Raw genomic sequence first — 18719 nt, forward strand, 5'->3', positions numbered from 1 at the left:
CGCCATCCCGATCCGGGAAAATACGTTGTACGACAGGGCATTCCGCTAAACTGCCCGATGCCTGCTGGGCGAGTCGGCCCATGATGACGATGCCCGCAGAACGGGAGCCGCGAGTGCCGGCGCCTCGGTCTCGAGATGCTCAGACAGGCTGGCGGTCAGCGAATGGGTTGCAGTCCCCGACACCGGGCCGACCGGTTCTGGGGCCGATCAGCCACATTCACGAAAGGTGAGCCAGATCGTCTCGGTCTACCTCGGCGAGATCGCTCTCGGGTACCAGAGCGATCATCGCTCGACAGACGTCGACAGCGATGCGGGCGAATGCCTGCACTTCCCTACGATTGTCATGCCGTCGGTGGCCGACGCCGGCAACGTTCCGCGGTCCGTCTTGTGCTCGAACTCCCCGAAACAATAGTTCGGTGAGTCCACCAAGGCGCCAGGCGCTCAGCGCCATGGGACTAACAGTCGAATTGATGGCGAGATCCATGGAGAACTGAAGAATGTCGACTGCGTCCGTTTCGACTGTGCGTGATCGGCCCTCCCGCCACTCGGATAGATTCCAGAAGTCTCGCCACTGCGGTGGTGTACGCACCTGTTCTAATAAGGGTTCGTCGAGAATCAATTCGATCGGCGCCTCGTCCAGCCTGGCAATCGGATGCTCGCAGCTCGCGAGTAGGATTGTGGGTTCACTAAACAGGGGGACCAGCACGAGGTCGTCGTGCTCGTATGGCGAACGCACCAGTCCCACATCGACAGAGCCATCTAGCACGGCATCGACCTGATCCACGAAGTTCAATCGTCGGATCTGAATTCGCAGGTCGGGATGGCTCCGTTGAAAGGCCGCCAAGATCGGCCCTGTGAGTTCGGCCGCCGCGGCATAACCTTCGACGAGCCCGATCGTGAAGGTGCGCTGCCTACGCTTCGCCCCAGCCTGGACCACATTCTTGGTGTCGTCCATCGCCTGAACGAGTTGTCGAGCATGCACCAGCAGAGCTGATCCCGCCGGGGTCAGCTCAACTCCGCGGTGGGATCGCTCGAATAGTGTGGCGCCAAGCTCCTTCTCAAGGTTCCGGAGAGTGGTCGACAGCGCTGGTTGAGAGATCAGCGCGGCGCGCGCCCCGGCATGGATGCTGCCTTCCTCGGCCACGATCAGAAAGTAGCGAAGCGTTCGCACATCCACGTGCAGTCCCTTAGTCGCCTGGACCAACTATCCGTTTACACGGCTGTGACGAGCCGCGGTCGAGAATGCGCAGGCCTGCCGCCCCCTATTGGCGCATACCCGCCAGCGGTTCATTCCGTGTTGGTTGCAAGAGTTGCGTCAAATTTCAAATCCTCGTCCCACGCTCGGTTGCGTCAGGTTTCGCGGTTGTGCGCAGAACTCAAACTGCACCTGTAAGCCACGTACGCGATGGGTCGGCCGGGTTAGGTTCGGGCCAGTTGGTGGTCGGCTTCGAGGTGATTTTTGATGTTTTGCAGGGTGATACGAAGGTTGCGGCGTTGCATCTCTGGGACGTTGAGACCGTCGGCGGTCATCCGCTGAAACAGCATGATTAACACGGCAGGCCACGGACCGACGGTCCACGTCTCAGTGAGCCGGGTGGACTGTTCGTCAACAGCCTCAAAGCGGTAGCTCCACGTCGTGGGAATGAAGAACGGTATACGCGGGGGACGGCGACGATACCGCCCGAATCCGGCAGCCCGCACCGCGAACGCGAAGCTGACATTGGGCTCGGCAGCAATCACCTCACAGCGCGTGGTCCACACCAACCGGCCACGCTTGTTATGGCCATCGAACATGGTGCCCACACGGGCAATCTCGTGCGACCCCACCACCGACCCACCGGTGTTCTCCGGGCTCCATTGCCCCATCGCGGTCACATCACTGACACGCGAATACACAATGTCCACCGGAACATCAATAACAATCTGATCAGACAACGACAGCGTACGAGGCATACCACCAGAACCTTTCCTCAATCACCGGCTCGCTTCCCAAGCCGTACTCACCCACCCACACCCCGAAGCCGGTTGCGCGAAAAACCCACCAGGCACACCCCCAGGACAACCAGCGCCGTACCCACCGTGGCCATCGATCGATAAATCATCTTCTCCGCAGCCCCCTCGGCCTCGCCCCAACTCTGACCGTCCCACGGGGCTCCAGCCCGAGGCGGCGATTCCACAAACTCCACCGCGACAACCACACCTTTCCCACCCGGGCACGCACTGGCCGGCACACCGCATCAATACACGGTCGGACCTCGTCAGCATAGGCACGCATCACACCCAAAGGCAACACCCTGTCTAGTCAAACATCACTATGTCGCGTAACGCGACGTTCAGGTGCGTCCAACCTCAATTTTGAAGAGGTTCCGGGACTGTGGATCTGACGAACTTTCGGCCTGGGCCGCTAGGCGATGCGTGGTGCGAAGGTGCCGTGATGAGGCCACTGGACGATGTGGCGAAAAAGAAATCGGCTGGGCCGCAGGCGGCGGCCAAGTTGGTAGCGCTGGCCCAGGAGTAAGGCTTGTCGTTGACCGGGCCCGACGGGTTGCTCAAGCAGCGGACCAAAACGGTGCTCGGAGACCGCGCTCAATGAGGAGATGACCGAGCATCTGGTTAGGAGAAACATGATCCACCGGATGTATGCCAAAGGCTGGACGCCGGGCGCGATCTCGTTGCATTATCCATTTGATCTGCAATACGTTTCGGCTTACCTCGCGCAAGTACTGGGACGAAGTCAAACGTGATATGAAACCGATCTACACCGCAGTCACCGCCGCTGCAGCCCGGGCGGGGCCTCGTTGAGCTGAATGAGAAATGGTGGCGGGGCTACCCGGCGGTATCCGCCTGTGGGACAACGCCTGGGCGGTGTCCATCCCGTTTCTGAACAACGACGTCGAGATCCGCCGGGTCATCTGCTCAACCAAATTCCGTTGAGTCACTCAACTCCTGCTACCGGCGATCGAGGCCCGCGGGCATTTCCCGTAAAAACAGGCCACGATGAAATCGTCTCTACATGGTGACCCGATCCCTAGATACCGCTTCACCGTGATCTTCGAATTTTTCTGGCATGCGTCTGCGACCTGCTCCCAGCCTTTCGCGACACTCCCTTGGACAGGCGTCCGTCATAGCTTCCTCCTACCCAACGCTGTCGTAGCGGAGACCAAGGCCGTCGAGGCCGCCCGCCGCCCGCCACTCCTTCAAAATGCGGAGGTATTCCTCGCGGCCCTGACCAAAGGATTCAAGGCGTACGTCGCGCCGATCGCTGGCCGATCTGCCCTCTTGGTTGTAGTAGCCGGGCGTGCAGGTCTCTGGGGCCCCACCCAATAGAGCGCTGAGCGGCACGGTACTGGGAGTCATCTGCGCAGCGATCCACGCTTCCTCCCCCTGGGCTGTCGGCTCTGCGCTCTTGACGCCTCGCTTGTTGAGCTCGGAGATGATGTATGCGGCGTGCTGCGCTTGATCGTCGACAACGGAGCAGTAATTCACGCCGAGGGTGAACGCGAACAACCCGCCGACAAGTAACAGATTGGGGAATCCACGCACTGTGAATCCGTGCATGGTGCGCATGCCGTCAGCCCAGAAATCGTAAAGTGATTGGCCGTTCTCGCCAGCGATCTCAATGCCGATGCGTCGGTGGAAGTCGCTCGTGATTTCGAATCCGCTAGCGAAGATGATGCAGTCGACGTCGTACTCCACGCCGTTGGCGACAATGCCCTTCTGGGTGATTCGCTCAACGCCCTTGTTGTCGCTGACATCGACCAGAGTCACGTTGGGACTGTTGAACGCCTCCAGGTATTCGTCGTTGAATGTCGGCCGCTTGCATAGGAAGTTGTAGAACGGCTTGAGTTTCTCAGCGACGTCTTCGGCGCACACTGTATCGGCGACACGCTGACGAATCTGCTCCATCGTCTGAAGGTCGGCGAGCTGGAACAGGTCAGGAAAGCCTTGCGGCGTCAGCTCACTCGGGTCGACCTTTGCCGCAATATCCTGCATATTGATTGCCAATCGGAACCACTCATCGTCGTCGGGGAGATCTGCGACTTCGCCGGCGAGACTCGCGACGATGTTGTCGAACTGACGCATTCGGTCTTTCTGCCAGCCTGGTTGCAAGCTGTTAGCCCATTCCGGATCCGTGGGCCGGTTGTTCCGCGCGCCCACACACGAAGGTGTGCGCTGAAAAACATATAGATGGGCAGCACTCTGAGCGACCCGGGGTACGCACTGAACAGCGGTTGCACCGGTTCCGATGACCGCTACGCGCTTGTCGCCGAGCTCGTCCAAGCCGCCCTCGATGCCTCCGCCCGTATAGGTGTAGTCCCACCGGCTTGTGTGAAACGCATGTCCCTCGAATGCATCCAAACCGGGGATACCAGGCAATCGCGGACGGTTCGCAGCTCCTGTTGCCAACACCACGTAACGAGACCGCATTTGGTCACCACGGTCAGTTGAGATGAGCCACCGCCCTTCCTTAGCGTCCCATCTCATGTCTTTCACGAGTGTCTGAAAGACGGCGTGATCGTAGAGGCCAAAGTGCTTCCCGATCCGCTGTGCGTGCTCGTAGATTTCGTCAGAGTACGAATAGCGCTGCTTGGGAACGTAACCCGTTTCCTCCAGCAACGGCAGGTAGATATAGGACTCGATGTCGCACTGTGCACCCGGGTAGCGGTTCCAGTACCAGGTGCCGCCGAAGTCGGCTCCTGATTCGATGATGCGCACATCCGTTACACCGGCCTCGACCAGCCGGGCTGCCGTGATCAACCCCACCCAGCCGCCGCCGACAATCGCGACCTCGACCTCGTCCTGCAGCGGATCCCGTGCGGCGGCTGGTGGTGCGAATGGATCGTCCCGGACGTGCTTCGAGAACCGTCCCTCGTTGGTGACCTCAATGAATTGCGCTGCGGTGTCGGTGCGCAGCCGCTTGGCGCGCTCGGCCGCATAACGTTGCAGTACCTCAGCCGGATCGAACGCCACACCAGCCCGCTGCGCCAGATCGAACAACGTCATGGCAGTCCTTTCGTTCGTTTGTGCAGTTACATCGCGTCGTTATGTTGTGTGGCAACCCGGATGGGTCGAGTGAGGCGTTTGTTGCCGGCCTTTGGGTGCGGCTTGAAAGGACTGGCCGCCCGGGCTGTCTGGACTTTCTTGGGCCGCCGATTGAGATCTGCGATGTGCTCGCTTGCTAAAGGAAATGCCGGCGGGGCTGTCCGTGGGGATTAAGTTGGGAGACAAAATGCGGCCCTGTTGCTCACCGTGCTCGCCGATCCGGTCGCCGACGGCACTCACACGATCAACCGCTTGCACTACGGCCGGCCACGGACCGATAGTCCACGTCTCGGTGAGCCGGGTGGACTGTTCGCCAACAGCTGCTTCAAGGCGGTAACTCCACCTCGTGGGAATGAAAAACGGGACCAGCGGACGCCGATGCCTCCCGAATCCGGCAGCCCGAGCAACGTCCACCGGGACATCAATGACAATCTGATCAGACAACGACAGCGTGCGAGGCATACCAACAGAACCTTGGATCATTCACCGGCTCGCGTCCCAAGCCGTCATCGCACACCCGCACCCCGAGGCCGGCTACGCGAATAGCCCAACTGGCACCCCCCAAGGACAACCGGCGCCGTACCTACCATGGCCATAGATCGACAAATCATGTTCTCCGCAGCCCCTCGGCCTCACTCCAACTGTGACCGTCCCAGTCGGCTACGACCCGAGATGGCGATTCCGGATACTCCAACGCGACAACCACACTTCCAGGCAACATCGACCACTCACCCCTGGGCAAAACCGCATCGATACACGGTCGAGCCTCGACAGCATAGGCACGCATCACACCCAAAGGCAACATTATGTCTAGTTACACGACATAGTGTCGGCTAATTAGACATGGCGTTGCACGCATATCGGTTCTGTGCAGTTCGACGTGACCACCGCTGGACGATCGGCCAGGATCGTGTCGATCATCAACGAACAAACCCGTGAATGCCTCGGCGGCATGGTCGAAACGCGGCATCAGCGTTAAGAACCCGGTCGGCGCGCTGGACCGCGTGGCCGCCCAGCGCGTGCCTATCCCGTAGCGTTTGCGTTGTGACAACGGACCCGAATTAGCCTGCAGCGCAATGGCTGATGGGCCTGGGGCCAGGTTAGGTTGCACTGCCGATCCCGGTTGGGAGATCGAACGCCTCCGTCTGGAGGATGGCGTTCGAGCATCTGTCGGGGCCTTAGCAGCACCTCGAGTATGTCGTCGTAGCGGCTCACACACCACCAGTCTGAAGCGGTGTGGAATACCGGCGCCTGCACCCGCATCTGGTCGTACAGCTCGAACTGCTGGAGCCGGGACTCGGCCTCATATGGTTCGTAGGGAAGCCGTGGGAGCGTACGCAGATTCTGCTCCCGGTTGCGCTCCCACCGATCAGTGCCTGAACGCCACATCCTCGGCATAGACCCCGCGAAGTGCATCGATATCGCGGACCGCACGGCATCCATGAATTGAATAGCTAGCGAACGGATTTGATCTAGAGTTACTTCCCCACCAACGCGGCCACTGCGCCGGGGTCCTTATAGTAGACGTCGATGTCGACGATCTTGCCGTCACGCACCTGGTAGATGTCCACGCCCGTGGTGGCGAGCTTGTCGCCGCTGGTCTTAGCCACGAAAGTCAGCGCGATCCGCCCCACCACCGAATCGCCGGAATCGAGAACCTCGATCTTGTCGACACTCGCGTCGAGATCGGCCGACATCGCGCCCAGCAGACTAAGGAAACCTTCCTGTCCCACGTAGGTCCCCGAGAAGGGCAATCCGTGGGCCTCGTTCACCAGGCACTTGGAGTCCAGGCAGTTCACCGCGGCCTCGATATCGCCGGCAGCGAATGCGCTTAGGAACATGTTCACAACATCGGCGCCGTTGCTCGTGGGGCGAGTCTGGGTGCCTTTAGGGGAGGTGTTGTCCATGTTTTTTAGCGTATAGGGCTATCTCTGCTTAAGGCAATATTCAATTCCCTATAGTGCCGCCGGTGAATCACCAGGTCGCGGCGATAGTTTTTATGTATTACCGTCCCGTCCCCTCTGCAAGTACTGTGAAATTGCTTCTGCAAAGGGTGGTAGCAACCTATGGATCGAGGGGTTTCATTGGGCATTTCGCTCGGTACGAACCAGACAGAGTGCGATCTCGATGTCGCTGTCATAGGAGCGGGATTCGCCGGCCTTTATGCCGTGCACAGGGCACGCGATCGTGAGGGATTGCGCGTGCTTGCGTTTGACACGGCTTCCGACGTGGGAGGCACTTGGTACTGGAATCGGTATCCCGGCTGTAGGTGCGATATCGAGAGCATCCATTACTCCTACTCCTTCTCCAATGAATTGCAACAAGAGTGGAAATGGAGCGAGCGATATGCCGCCCAGCCGGAGATTCTTGCGTACTTAAATTATGTTGCCGATAAATTTGATCTGCGGCGCAACATTCAGTTCAATACTCGAGTGGAATCGATCGTATGGGATGACGATAATTCGTTTTGGAAATTGACCACCAACGATGCCGTCACCCGTACCGCACGCTTTATCATCTCTGGCGGTGGCAATGTCTCGGTTCCGAAGGATCCCGAGTTTAGCGGGCTGGAAACCTTCGCTGGAGAGGTGTATTACACACACCGATGGCCACACGAGGGAGTAGACCTTGCGGGCAAGCGTGTGGGAGTGATAGGTACAGGCGCGTCCGGTATCCAGATCATTCCTGCCATCGCCGATCAGGTATCCCGCCTGACAGTCTTTCAGCGAACTCCCAACTATGCGACGCCACTTCGCAACTCGCCATCAGACCCGGTCGAGCAAGCAGAAGTGCTCTCGCGGTATCCGGCGATCCGCGTGGCCGCGCGCAACCACTTCATGGGGATCACCGCCGAGCCAGCTGATCCTTCAGCCAAGGAAGCCGATCCGGTCGAGCGCCGTAGAAAATTTGATCGGCTGTACGAGCAAGGTGGATTCCATTTCCTGATGTCAGGATATTCGGACGTGCTATTCGACGAGGAGTCCAACGAGATCACTGCCCAGTACGTTCGAGACAAAATCGCCGAGCGAGTGACGGATCCTAAAGTGGCTGAACTCCTGAGCCCCCGGGACCATCCGTACGGAACAAAGCGCCCACCGATGGAGACGAACTACTACGAAACGTTCAATCGGGACAATGTGACGCTGGTCGATGTCAAGACACATCCCATCACACAGGTTACTCCATCAGGGGTTGTCACCGACAACGAAACATACGAGCTAGATGTTCTCATCATTGCGATGGGATTCGATGCTTTCACCGGAGCTTTGCTGAAGATGGGCATCGTTGGACGTAATGGTCAGCCGTTAACTGAGAAGTGGGCTAGCGGGCCACGCACCTATTTAGGGATAGCTTCGGAAGGATTTCCGAACTTCTTTATGATAACCGGACCTCAGAGTGCCGTGGCTCTATACAATAATCCGCTGGCCATCGAGGACCATGTGGAATTCGCGACAGATGCGATTAAGTATGCGCTCGACAACGGCATATCCGAGATCGAGCCCACCCGGGATGCTGAAGATGAGTGGGTCGAGCTGGTCGAGACCATGGCCGCCGAGTCTTTATTCCCCCGGGCAAACTCGTGGTACATGGGCGCGAATATCCCCGGCAAGCCGCGCACTCCGATGCTTTATCTCGGTGGCGCGCCGGAATATCGAAAAATCTGCGCAAAGATCGTGGACGACGGATACGACGGCTTCACACTCACGCGGCGACGTGACAAAGCGACGTTGTGACGCGACGCAAGGGTTCATTTCAATCGAAAGTCGGTGCCGAGCGCACACCCAGCAACTACCTTTTCGAAACCTGCATCAATTATCAAGAGAGCCGCACATGAGTTTGGATCCTGACGCCCAGGCAATTGCGGATATGCTAGCCGCGCAAATGCCAGGCAGTCTTAGCGAGCTGGGCGTCGAGGGTGGTCGCGCCTTTTTCGAAGCCCTCAGTGAACAGGCCCCTCCCGGAGCCTCGCTACACGCAGTAACCGAGCGATTGATTCCAGGTCCTGCTGGCGACATCAAGGTGCGGACGTATCGTCCGTCGGCGCAGGAGGACTTACCGGCCTTGCTGTACTTCCATGGCGGGGGGTGGGTGATGGGATCCCTCGACTTTGTCGATCCCGTATGCCGGGAACTTGCCAACCGCGCACAGTGCGCGGTCGTGTCGGTCGACTACCGGCTCGCTCCGGAAGCTCCGTTCCCCGCGGCTGTCGATGATGGGTACAGCGCTCTATTGTGGGTGGCTGTTCACGGTGCAGACATCGGCGTCGACCCGAGTCGGATCGCGGTGGGCGGTGACAGTGCCGGCGCGAACATCGCCGCGGCCGTCAGCCTTGTGGCGAGGGATGACAACGGTCCGTCCATCGCACTGCAACTGCTCGCGTACCCGGCCACCGAGTACTGCGTCGCACGGCAATCATGGGTAGAGCATGCCAACGCCCCGCTCCTGACGTCGGATGACGTTCGCTGGTTCTGGCGGCAGTATCTCGTTGATGTAGAACGATTTTGCGACGATCCGCGTGCAACTCCAATGAACGCGCCGAGTCTCGAGCAGTTGCCGCCAGCGCTCGTATTGACCGCAGAGTATGACCCGATGCGAGACGACGGTGAGGCATATGCGGCACGGCTGGCATCTGAAGGCGTGGATGTGACCGCTGAGCGTTATAGTGGCGTCTTCCACGGGTTTTTCACGATGGTTGGCATGCTCGGTCAGACCGAGGCAGCGATCGGGGATGCCGCCGAGCACCTGAAGAAGGCATTCGCACAGCGCGCATCCCGCACTGTGTAGCGAGTGCGTAGCGGCGTCAGTCGCAGTCCGGAGCGGAGTTCCGCTGACCTCATCGGACGTTAAGTGTCCACTGCCTCCGGCCACGACGCGAACCGCAAGTTGTGCCGCGACGAGACAGGCTCCAACGCCAAGCGTCAGCCCGATGGCTGCGTCGCGTGGTTGTCCGGCACGGGAAGGGACGGATGGGAATCGCGATGAAATCATACGACGCAGGCCCCACCGACAAATCTCTGCTCGACAAGACCATTGGGGCTAATTTCGAGCGCATTGCCGCTACATATCCCGATATCGAGGCGCTGGTCGACGTCGCGCAAGGTCGGCGCTGGACCTACTCCGAACTCAACGCGGAGATCGACATCGTAGCCCGTGGGCTGATGGCACTTGCCATCGAAAAGGGCGATAGGGTCGGCATCTGGTCGCCCAACTGCGCCGAGTGGGTCATTCTTCAATACGCGACAGCCAAAGTCGGCGCAATCCTGGTTAACATCAACCCGGCCTACCGAACCCACGAATTGACATACGTACTCAACCAGTCTGGTGTTCGCATGCTGATCTCAGCAACTGCCTTCAAGACATCTGATTACGTACAGATGGTCGACGAGGTGCGGGCACAGGTACCGACGTTGACCGAGGTCGCCTTCCTCGGCACCGATGACTGGACCGGCCTTCGCGACGGTGCGCGCCAGGTTTCCGCCGACGCCCTCGCCCACCGGATGTGTGGGCTGCGGAACGATGAGGCGATCAATATCCAATACACCTCGGGCACTACAGGTTTCCCCAAAGGGGCGACCCTGTCGCACCGCAATATCCTCAACAACGGCTACTTCGTGGCCGACCTCATTAATCTCGGACCCGTTGACCGCCTGTGCATCCCGGTACCGTTCTATCACTGCTTCGGAATGGTGATGGGCAGCTTGGGCTGCACCACCCATGGGGCAACCATTGTCGTCCCGGCGCCTGCATTCGATCCCGGCGTGACACTGCGCACGATTGAGCAGGAACGCTGTACAGGGGTTTACGGCGTGCCGACGATGTTCATCGCCATGCAGAACCACCCCACCATCGGTGAACGCGATCTATCCTCGCTACGCACCGGCGTCATGGCCGGATCCGTCTGTCCTGTCGAAGTCATGAAGTGCTGCGTCAGCGACATGAACATGACCGAGGTCGCCATTGCCTACGGGATGACCGAAACGTCGCCGGTCTCTTGTCAGACGCTCATCGACGATGATCTGGAACGGCGCACGAGTTCGATCGGGCGGGCTCATCCGCATGTGGAGATAAAAATTGTGGACCCAGAAACCGGCGAGATCGTCGACCGCGGCCAGACCGGCGAATTCTGCACTCGCGGTTACTCCGTGATGCTCGGCTATTGGGGGGACGACAACAGCACAGCAGAAACCATTGATTCCGACGGGTGGCTGCACACCGGGGATCTCGCCATCATGCGGGACGACGGCTACTGCAACATCGTCGGACGGATCAAGGACATGGTGATCCGCGGCGGCGAGAACATCTACCCGCGCGAGATCGAGGAATTCCTGCACACCCATCCCGATATCGAGGACGCACAGGTGATCGGGGTTCCTGATGCCAAATACGGCGAAGAAGTCTGCGCCTGGATCCGAATGAAGCCTGGACGAACCCCCTTAGACGAGTCAACATTGCGCGCCCACTGCAAAGGGCGACTGGCGCACTACAAGATCCCGCGCTACGTGCACCTGGTCGAGGAGTTCCCTATGACGGTTACCGGGAAGGTTCGCAAGATCGAGATGCGCGAACGCAGCGTTGAAGCCCTCGGTCTCGGTGAACAGCCGCCACGCAATCCGCCCCATGCCACGAGATAGTCCTGGGTGTGGAGGTGGGACCGCGCCAGGGCACAAATCCGCAGACCCTCTTTGCGCCAAAGTCGTTAGATCTCCTTGTGACTTGACCGACGGTGTCACCGCACGCTCAGTTACTAACCCCAAGGTTCTTCTGATGCACTTCTGCCCGCACCGCTGCCTTTGCCCTTTACGTGCCCGCGTATTCGGTCCGTAGTGACGATGCCAGCGATGACAGAGGCACGTTGATGGTTATCGTTCCACCGTCCATAGACCACACAAATCTTTCGGGCGGACTCGGGGCTTCACGGGCGAGCGGCTGATCGGGCATATAAAGCATCAAGTGATCGGAGCACAGCGCAAATGCACGATAACTGCCCGTGTACCCTGGACCATCCGGGCCGGGCACCCACTCACGGATCGTGAACGGGTAGGTATTGGGTTCGTGTGGGGGCGGAGCCGCGTCGAGGACTTCCGGCAAAGACGCCGCTGTTGCAGATGCTATCGCTTTCTGTGGATCGACACCCGGCTTGAACAGGTCCGCGAGGGTAAGCCGGCGACCTTTGGCCATATCGAACACGAATGATCGATAGGCGTTATTGGCTTGTATCCCGAACGGTTCGAAGTTTTCGTGGATTATCAGTGACTGGACCGCGCCCGGCCCGGGATAAAGCTGGTAGTCCGTGGATGCGCTGCTGTCCCGCGGCGTCTCGGAACCGGTTTTTCGCCACCCGTCCAAGAGTCGCTGATAATAGTCGCGTAGAACGGGCCCCGACGTGGGGTTGTCGAGCAGTGGTTGCGGCAAACCGAGCGAGATGAACATTTCCGCTTTGCGTAACGAGGTGACCGACGTTGTGCAGCTCGTTCCGTCCCAAGTCGCGCCAAGCTGTGCGCAGAACTGCTCGGCAGATGCCGATGCCCTCGGGGCGGTGACCACCGGCGTGGTCACCACCAGCGCCACCCCTGCACCTAGCGACGCCAGTCGTCCCACAAGCTTCATGACGACTACCGCTCGTCTTCAGGCAACGCGACCCCGCTCACCAGCCACCTATCACCTGTCTTCTCCATGGTCATCGTGACCGCGGTGATATCAGCTCGAGGATCGGGGTGGGCCTCGTTGGTCAGGGACTGACGGACGACTAGCAAAACCTCGACTTTATTCTTGCTGGCCGTTTTGACGGCAGAGGCGACGACGCTGCCCTGCGCAGCAACCTTGTTGTCGACCAGCATCTTTCGAAGCTGCGCACCAGCTTTGGCGTACCGCTGCTTAAACTCGCCTGTCGCGCCGCTGAGGACGTCGGCGATGTTCTTGTCGACGCTACCGGCGTCGGCGCTCGTCAGAATTACCGCGTATCGCTCTGCCGTTTCCAGCGCTTGTCTGGCGGCGACGTCCGTCTCGTGCTGCCGGAAGAGTAGCCAGCCCTCGTAGCCAGCCCCGGCTACGACGGCAACTAACACTGCAACCGCTGCAGAGCGGATCACGGATCGAACCCTGCGACGCAACCGGCTTCCGTCGGCACCTTCGTGATTGGATGCGGACCTGGCGTTGCGCCTCCACCACGGTGCTCCCTTGGCTTTATCACAGCCAGTATCTGCAGACTTTGCCGAGTCTTCCTCCGGTTCGTCGTCTATGCGCGATCCAACAGATTCGTCGTTCGGATTGGGTACGTCCCCGTCGGCAGAGGCAGTAGTCGGCGCGTCCAACGCAGTTACCTCGGCGCCGGTTGACGCTTTATCAACCGATCCGTCATCAACCGACCCGTCGTCGGCAGATTCACGACTGCCCGCCACGGCGGTGTCCTCCGAAGATTTTATAGCCATGAGCGATCCCCTAAATGATGTCGACTTTGCTTGCCAGCCAACGATTGTCAACGAGCTCCATCGTCATCTGGACCCTGTTGCGGTCGATTCGCGGAGTAGGGTTGACGGCGTTGGTGATGGACTGGTCGACAAACAGCAGAACCTCAACTTTGGCCTCTGTTGCCGACTTCACCGCCGCATCGATTACGGTGCCCTTGCCCGACGCGTTGCTGTCGATGAGGATCTGACGCAATTGCGTAGCGCCTTGACTATATTCGTCTTTGAACTGACCGGTGGCGCCGTCGAGTGCGTGTTTGTAATCCTGGTCGATAGTTTTTGCATCCAGAGTGGTCAATGTAATCACGTAATTTCGCGCCGCCCCAAGGGCCGCCTGGGCGGCTGCAGTGATGTCGTGACGCTGCTTCAGTTGCCAGCCTAGAAATGCAGATAAACTCAGGGTGGCGAGGATTAAAAAGGCACCTACTACAACTAGCGGGCGCCGGTACACCCGCCCGCGGTCCCGACGACCAGAAGTTTGGCTATCTTCGCATGTGATAGCACACGGCTGGCCGCTGGATTCGTTGTTTTCCGCGACGGGCTCATCTTCTGAAGCGCTAATCTCCGCGTCGACTGTCGGGTGGATCGCGTCTTGCTCCATCGATTCGCTGAGCTGGGCGAGCCTTTTGAAGACGTTTGCGGTTTGTATGCCTTTAGGCACTGCGCCTCCCCAGGTTACTTAGTTGGGTACCCACGCCGGTAACGGAGGTCCGGCATAGGTGGTGGGCAATGTGTACGGCGGATACACCGGTGTAGGGTCCGTTGTCGCAAATGGGTCGTATCCTGCTGGTGGGCCGGCAGTGTCGTCTCCGGGAGGTCGCGGCGCATTGCGCGCGCCACGTATGAGCACCGAGGGATCTGGGTTTTTGCAGTAGGTGTACCGATACGGCTCGGGAAAGTCCGCCTGCGTGGGCGGTCGCCGTGGAAGATCGTAGTCGCAGCGGTATCGCGGGTATATTTCGCCGACTCCCCATAGGCCGCCGTCGTGGAAAGTAGACGCAAGACGATCGATGAGCGCTTCGTGGTCGGGGCGCCAGAGGTCTTGCAACGCAGGTATTCGCAAGTAGAGCAGCTGCGATATTGTTGTTAGATTGCCCAGCAATTGCGTGATGTTCTCATGGTTATCGGCGATTAAGTTATCGATATCGGCTAACTGGCCGCTCCCTCGGTCAATCAGGGTCCGAAATCCCCCGTCCATCTTGTTCACACCCTCTAATACCCCTTGCACTTCTGCCGACGTTCTGTGGAGGCCTGGGGTGAGATCGTGAAATGTGGTCAACACAGTTCGCGTGTTGCGTAGCAATTTGACAGTTTGTGGGAGCACGCCATCGAGCGTGGAGGCCAAGAAGATTGAGCCATCGAAGATCGCCGCTAATTTCTCAGGTCCTTCTCGCCCGACCCGCAATTCAGCCATTAGAGCTTTGACTTCGTTGGGGTCCAGCTGCGCTAAGGAGCCGTGACTGTCATCGATAATCTGTGATAGCGACAGTGGGATAGTGGTTTGCTGCTGGCCGATTACCACGCCATCTGTTAGATATGGTCCGCCGCCGCGCTGTGGGCGGAAGTCTAGGTATTGCTCACCGGCCGCCGATAAGCCGGAGACACGCACCGGACTGTCGCGCGGGATTCTCACGTCGGCGTTGACAACGGCAACCGCCTCAACTCCGGTGCGCGTAAGGTTGAGCGATGTGATACGGCCGATTGGTATACCGCGTAAGGTGACGTCCTGGTTGGCTAATAGCCCGCCCGATTCGGACAATTGGATCCGCAACGAAATCGTTTTTCGCGCCGGGTTAATCCTTAATCCGCCGATCGCAATGTAGGCCAAGGCAAGGCTCAGGGTGAGGACCAGGCCGACGACCGACACCATTGTCCGGCGCACCGCGACCATTCGAACTCCGTCGACAACCAGTCGAGCAGACCGTTCCCATAATTGGCGTTCTGCGATCATCGCTGTGCCCCATAAATCTTGTCCAGCAACAGATTCCATTCGTATCGGAGACTGCCCACCATTAGATGCCAGTCAGTTCCGTCTGGCCCGTGGAATCCAGGATCGCCAGGATAGTTTTTGTCCGGCCATGGGACCAGCGCAATCTTCGAAATGATGGCTGCCGTATGCGCCGCGGTCGCGTTGGACGTATGCATAAAAATTCCGATCAGCCGGTTAAACGGCATTAACGACAGGTCGGGATCGATGGAGATGTCGTTGAACACTTCCGCCAGATGGTTGAAGTCGGCAGTTACGCTGCGGGTATCGGTTCCCGCGATGGAGGGTAACCGGGAGAGCTGATGGGTGATACGTGCGACCTTGTCCGTGAGATCGGCCAGTCGGGTGGCGTTGTCCGCAAGCACCCCCATCGCGGGGGCACTAGAGGACAGCGCTGCGGTAAGGGTGTCTCGTCGCGCCGACATTGTCGCCGCGAGCTCAGAAGTACGACGCAGCGCGGAATCCAATTGCCCCGATCGTGCTGTCATCCTTGCTAGCAACGACCTACTTTGCTGCAGCAGCAGCCGGACGTTCTCGCCCCGCCCACCCATTGCCTGGCCTGCTCCGTTGAGGATTCCGACCAGATAACGAACCGTCCCGCCGTTGATGAGCATCGCCATTGAGCCCATCAGGTCTTCCACGGTCGGAGCGGCTGTGGAAGAGTTCAGCGGGATCGTGTCACCATCGTGCAACATGGCGGCGCCCGAGGGCTGGTGCGGATCGGGCTTGATCTGAACGAAGACGTCGCCGAGCAAGGTAGCGGACCGCAATTCCGCGGTGCAGCCGACGTACAGTGGAACATCCCTTCGAACGCGAAGGGTCACGTGCGCCGTGAAGTCTTGCGCGCTGATCGATGAAACTTCGCCGATATCGGCGCCGTATAACTTCACTTTCGCCTTCGCTGGAAGATTCAGCGCGTTAGAGAAAACCGCTGTCACCGAATAATTACCTTGCCCAGCCGCCTCGGGGGCTGGCAGCGGCAGGCTGTCCAGGTCGGTGGCGCAGCCAGCTAACGTCAGCACGGCGGCGAGAGCCAGGCTGCGGCGTGCGCAGAAGGCCAATGCGGCCGAGAACCTCATGGTCGACCGCCTACCCCGTTGCCCATTAGATCGAGCATCTGAGTAAGCCCGAAGTCTGGGCCGTAGTCCCTCAGCGTCCCGGTGGCACAACCGAGTTGTTTTAGTCCCATGAGGTTGCAGATTTCCTTGCCGAACTGACTATTGAGCAGAGCCTTGTCGGTCACCAGGTGCATGCGGAAGCTTCCGGCGATCGGGTCTATGGAGTCGTAGATGTTATCGACTGCCAGCGGCGCCACATCGAGGACTTCCTCGAGCTCCCGGCGGTAATCAGTCATGGTTTGGGTGATAGTCCGGCTATCAGCGAACAAGTTCTTCAACCGCTCGCGGTTGCCCTCGAGCAGCCTGGCAGTTTCGGCAAGAATCAGGTTCGCCTTGGCGCCGGTGCTGCCCGATCCGAGATCCTCGGCGGCGAGGATGTCGCTGGTCTGGCGGAGGTTGGACGCGAATTGACGGATGGCAGTGTCATTGTCGGCGGCCGCCTGGGTGAGCTCGCTGAGGCTGTTGACGATCTCTTGAATGTCTTTCTTGCTGTGAGCGCCCTTATCTGGACCCACCCGCAGGGCCTGGGACAGCCTGTCGAGCGTCTCTCTGATCTTGGGACCGTTGGCGGAGGTGATTTGCGAGCCGAGGCTAATCAGGTCGCCGAGCGGCCCATGACCTTGGGAGTCGCCGCGAAGCGCCTTACCTAGCTTGTCGACCATAGACAGCGTCCGGTCGAATTCCACTGGTGTTCTGGTGCGTCCGAGGCCAAGGACATCACCATTTCTGAGCTTCGCGCCGCCACGGTAGGGAGGAGTGAGTTCGACGTGGCGGTCAGTCAGAATTGAATTCGATACAGTCACGGCTTTGACGTCCGCTGGTATATCGACCTCGTCATCGACTGCGAGCTTTACCTCCACGTATGTGTCCTTGGAAATGACGCTAGTCACCCTCCCGACCTGCATTCCTAGAACCGCAACCGAGTTGCCTTCATAAAGCCCGACAGCATCCTCGAATTGCGCGATGATGCTGATCTGTCCGTGATGTAGGCGGTGGGGAAGCCCGGCGCTTATACCGATGCCGATCAAGATTGCTGCGGTAGCGGTGAATGTTGCGACACTCACCTTGAGGGTCCGGCTCATTCGCAGTCCTTGAAGTATTCAACCAGGTTGAGCTGTTTGGCGCGCCCACTCAGCGCGCACATCCACGAGTCGACAAACGGACCGGCGGCGGCGTTGACATCGATGGCGTTACCGCTGCCGCTGATGTTGGCGAAATTGCGAACCGCGAGGGGCATTGATTGCATGACGTTTCGCAGTAGTGCGTCGTGGTCGACCATCATCCGGCTGAACTCTTGCGTATTGGCCATCAGCTGGTTGATTGCTGGCTCGTCACCCAAGATCGTTCTAGCCCGATCGACGAGCTGGCTGGCGCTGGCGAACAAGCGTTGGACAGCCGCTCGTCGGGTCGCGATCTCGGCCAGTAGGTCGCGGCCTTGCAGGACCAGTGCCCCAAGATCGGCCTTTTGATCACGCAGCATTCGGGTCAGCACATCGGCGTTAGCCAGCAAGGTACTGAGTTGACCGCGGCGATCCGAGATGACGGTTGCCAGGCTGTGGAGGTTCTCGAGCGCTTGTGGCACGACGCCCGGTAGGTCCCGCAGATCGCGGTTCAGCGTCTTCACGGACTCGACCACGCGCTCTGCATCGATCGAATCGAAGGTGCTCGTTGCACCTGCGAGAGTCGCCTGCAGATCGTACGGAACTTCGGTGTTCGCTAAGGGGATCGTCGCGTTCTCGAGAGCATTGTTGCCAGCGGGCCTCAACTCGAAGTAGCGGGAACCCAGGATCGTGGTGAGTTTGATGGCCGCCGCCGTGTCCTTACCGAGGTGCACATCGCTGCGGACGCTGAAGTCAACAACTACGTGGTCACCTGCGAGTTTCACACCGTCGACAGTGCCAACCTGTATTCCGGCGATGGTGACTTGGTTGCCCTTTTTTAACGCAGCGGCCTGCGCGAATTCGGCGTGATAGCGAGTCTTGCCCACCTTGAGGTTGCCGAACAAGACGACGCCCGCCAATACAGTTCCGATGACCGCCAACGCGATCGACCCGAGCCATATCTTGTTGTAGGACTCGATTGGCCGCGTGAATCGCTCAAACATGT

The 18719-nt window shown here is 59.3% G+C and carries 15 protein-coding genes and 1 pseudogene; 4 read left to right on the top strand and 12 right to left on the bottom strand.

Annotated elements, in window-relative coordinates:
* Positions 1-217 precede the first annotated feature (217 nt).
* The 3 genes from H0P51_RS22545 to H0P51_RS28255 all read right to left on the bottom strand — a co-directional run bounded on the left by H0P51_RS22545 (position 218) and on the right by H0P51_RS28255 (position 2186).
* Positions 218-1144, bottom strand: a complete 927-nt coding sequence (locus tag H0P51_RS22545) for a LysR family transcriptional regulator (RefSeq protein ID WP_180915067.1) — start codon at positions 1142-1144, stop codon at positions 218-220.
* Between the two features lie 275 nt (positions 1145-1419).
* Positions 1420-1953 (bottom strand): SRPBCC family protein, encoded by a 534-nt coding sequence (locus tag H0P51_RS22550; RefSeq protein WP_180915068.1) that lies wholly within the window; start codon positions 1951-1953, stop codon positions 1420-1422.
* A 47-nt stretch (positions 1954-2000) separates the two neighbouring features.
* Positions 2001-2186 carry a hypothetical protein gene (locus tag H0P51_RS28255; protein ID WP_213016710.1) on the bottom strand — a complete coding sequence of 62 codons (186 nt, stop codon included), beginning with the start codon at positions 2184-2186 and terminating at the stop codon, positions 2001-2003.
* Between the two features lie 487 nt (positions 2187-2673).
* On the opposite strand from H0P51_RS28255, the pseudogene H0P51_RS28680 reads away from it, so the two are divergent.
* Positions 2674-2982: pseudogene (locus tag H0P51_RS28680) on the top strand (transposase); the annotation flags it as partial.
* 153 nt (positions 2983-3135) lie between these two features.
* Here the strand turns inward: H0P51_RS28680 and H0P51_RS22560 are convergent.
* Both H0P51_RS22560 and H0P51_RS22565 read right to left on the bottom strand, forming a co-directional pair.
* Complete coding sequence (locus H0P51_RS22560) at positions 3136-5004, bottom strand: flavin-containing monooxygenase (protein ID WP_180915070.1); 1869 nt, start codon at positions 5002-5004, stop codon at positions 3136-3138.
* 1517 nt (positions 5005-6521) lie between these two features.
* On the bottom strand, positions 6522-6950 hold the full coding sequence (locus H0P51_RS22565) for a nuclear transport factor 2 family protein (RefSeq protein ID WP_180915071.1): 429 nt from the start codon (positions 6948-6950) through the stop codon (positions 6522-6524).
* A 177-nt stretch (positions 6951-7127) separates the two neighbouring features.
* Here H0P51_RS22565 and H0P51_RS22570 point away from each other — a divergent pair, with 177 nt between their 5' ends.
* The 3 genes from H0P51_RS22570 to H0P51_RS22580 all read left to right on the top strand — a co-directional run bounded on the left by H0P51_RS22570 (position 7128) and on the right by H0P51_RS22580 (position 11675).
* Positions 7128-8777, top strand: a complete 1650-nt coding sequence (locus tag H0P51_RS22570; protein WP_246398141.1) for a flavin-containing monooxygenase — start codon at positions 7128-7130, stop codon at positions 8775-8777.
* Between the two features lie 97 nt (positions 8778-8874).
* Entirely contained in the window at positions 8875-9828 is a 954-nt protein-coding gene (locus H0P51_RS22575; protein WP_180915073.1) for an alpha/beta hydrolase, read from the top strand.
* A 194-nt stretch (positions 9829-10022) separates the two neighbouring features.
* Positions 10023-11675 (top strand): AMP-binding protein, encoded by a 1653-nt coding sequence (locus tag H0P51_RS22580; protein ID WP_180919168.1) that lies wholly within the window; start codon positions 10023-10025, stop codon positions 11673-11675.
* A 166-nt stretch (positions 11676-11841) separates the two neighbouring features.
* Here H0P51_RS22580 and H0P51_RS22585 read toward each other — a convergent pair whose 3' ends face one another.
* The 7 genes from H0P51_RS22585 to H0P51_RS22615 are packed head-to-tail and all read right to left on the bottom strand — an operon-like array spanning position 11842 to position 18717.
* Positions 11842-12612: a mannan-binding lectin gene (locus H0P51_RS22585; protein ID WP_246398143.1), complete on the bottom strand. Its 771-nt coding sequence runs from the start codon at positions 12610-12612 to the stop codon at positions 11842-11844.
* Between the two features lie 44 nt (positions 12613-12656).
* The gene (locus H0P51_RS22590; protein ID WP_180915074.1) at positions 12657-13442 is read right to left on the bottom strand and encodes an Mce protein; all 786 of its coding nucleotides are present in this window, start codon (positions 13440-13442) and stop codon (positions 12657-12659) included.
* A 40-nt stretch (positions 13443-13482) separates the two neighbouring features.
* Positions 13483-14169 carry an Mce protein gene (locus H0P51_RS28690; RefSeq protein ID WP_246398144.1) on the bottom strand — a complete coding sequence of 229 codons (687 nt, stop codon included), beginning with the start codon at positions 14167-14169 and terminating at the stop codon, positions 13483-13485.
* Positions 14170-14187: 18 nt separating this feature from the next.
* Positions 14188-15399, bottom strand: a complete 1212-nt coding sequence (locus H0P51_RS22600) for an MlaD family protein (protein WP_246398146.1) — start codon at positions 15397-15399, stop codon at positions 14188-14190.
* A gap of 56 nt (positions 15400-15455) precedes the next feature.
* Positions 15456-16574 carry an MlaD family protein gene (locus H0P51_RS22605; RefSeq protein ID WP_180915076.1) on the bottom strand — a complete coding sequence of 373 codons (1119 nt, stop codon included), beginning with the start codon at positions 16572-16574 and terminating at the stop codon, positions 15456-15458.
* Positions 16571-17695: an MCE family protein gene (locus tag H0P51_RS22610; RefSeq protein WP_180915077.1), complete on the bottom strand. Its 1125-nt coding sequence runs from the start codon at positions 17693-17695 to the stop codon at positions 16571-16573. The genes H0P51_RS22605 and H0P51_RS22610 overlap by 4 nt, the downstream gene beginning before the upstream one ends.
* Positions 17692-18717: an MCE family protein gene (locus H0P51_RS22615; protein WP_180915078.1), complete on the bottom strand. Its 1026-nt coding sequence runs from the start codon at positions 18715-18717 to the stop codon at positions 17692-17694. Before H0P51_RS22615 ends, H0P51_RS22610 begins: the two co-directional genes overlap by 4 nt.
* Positions 18718-18719: the final 2 nt, after the last annotated feature.

Origin of the sequence: Mycobacterium vicinigordonae, assembly GCF_013466425.1 — a bacterium.
GTDB lineage: Bacteria > Actinomycetota > Actinomycetes > Mycobacteriales > Mycobacteriaceae > Mycobacterium > Mycobacterium vicinigordonae.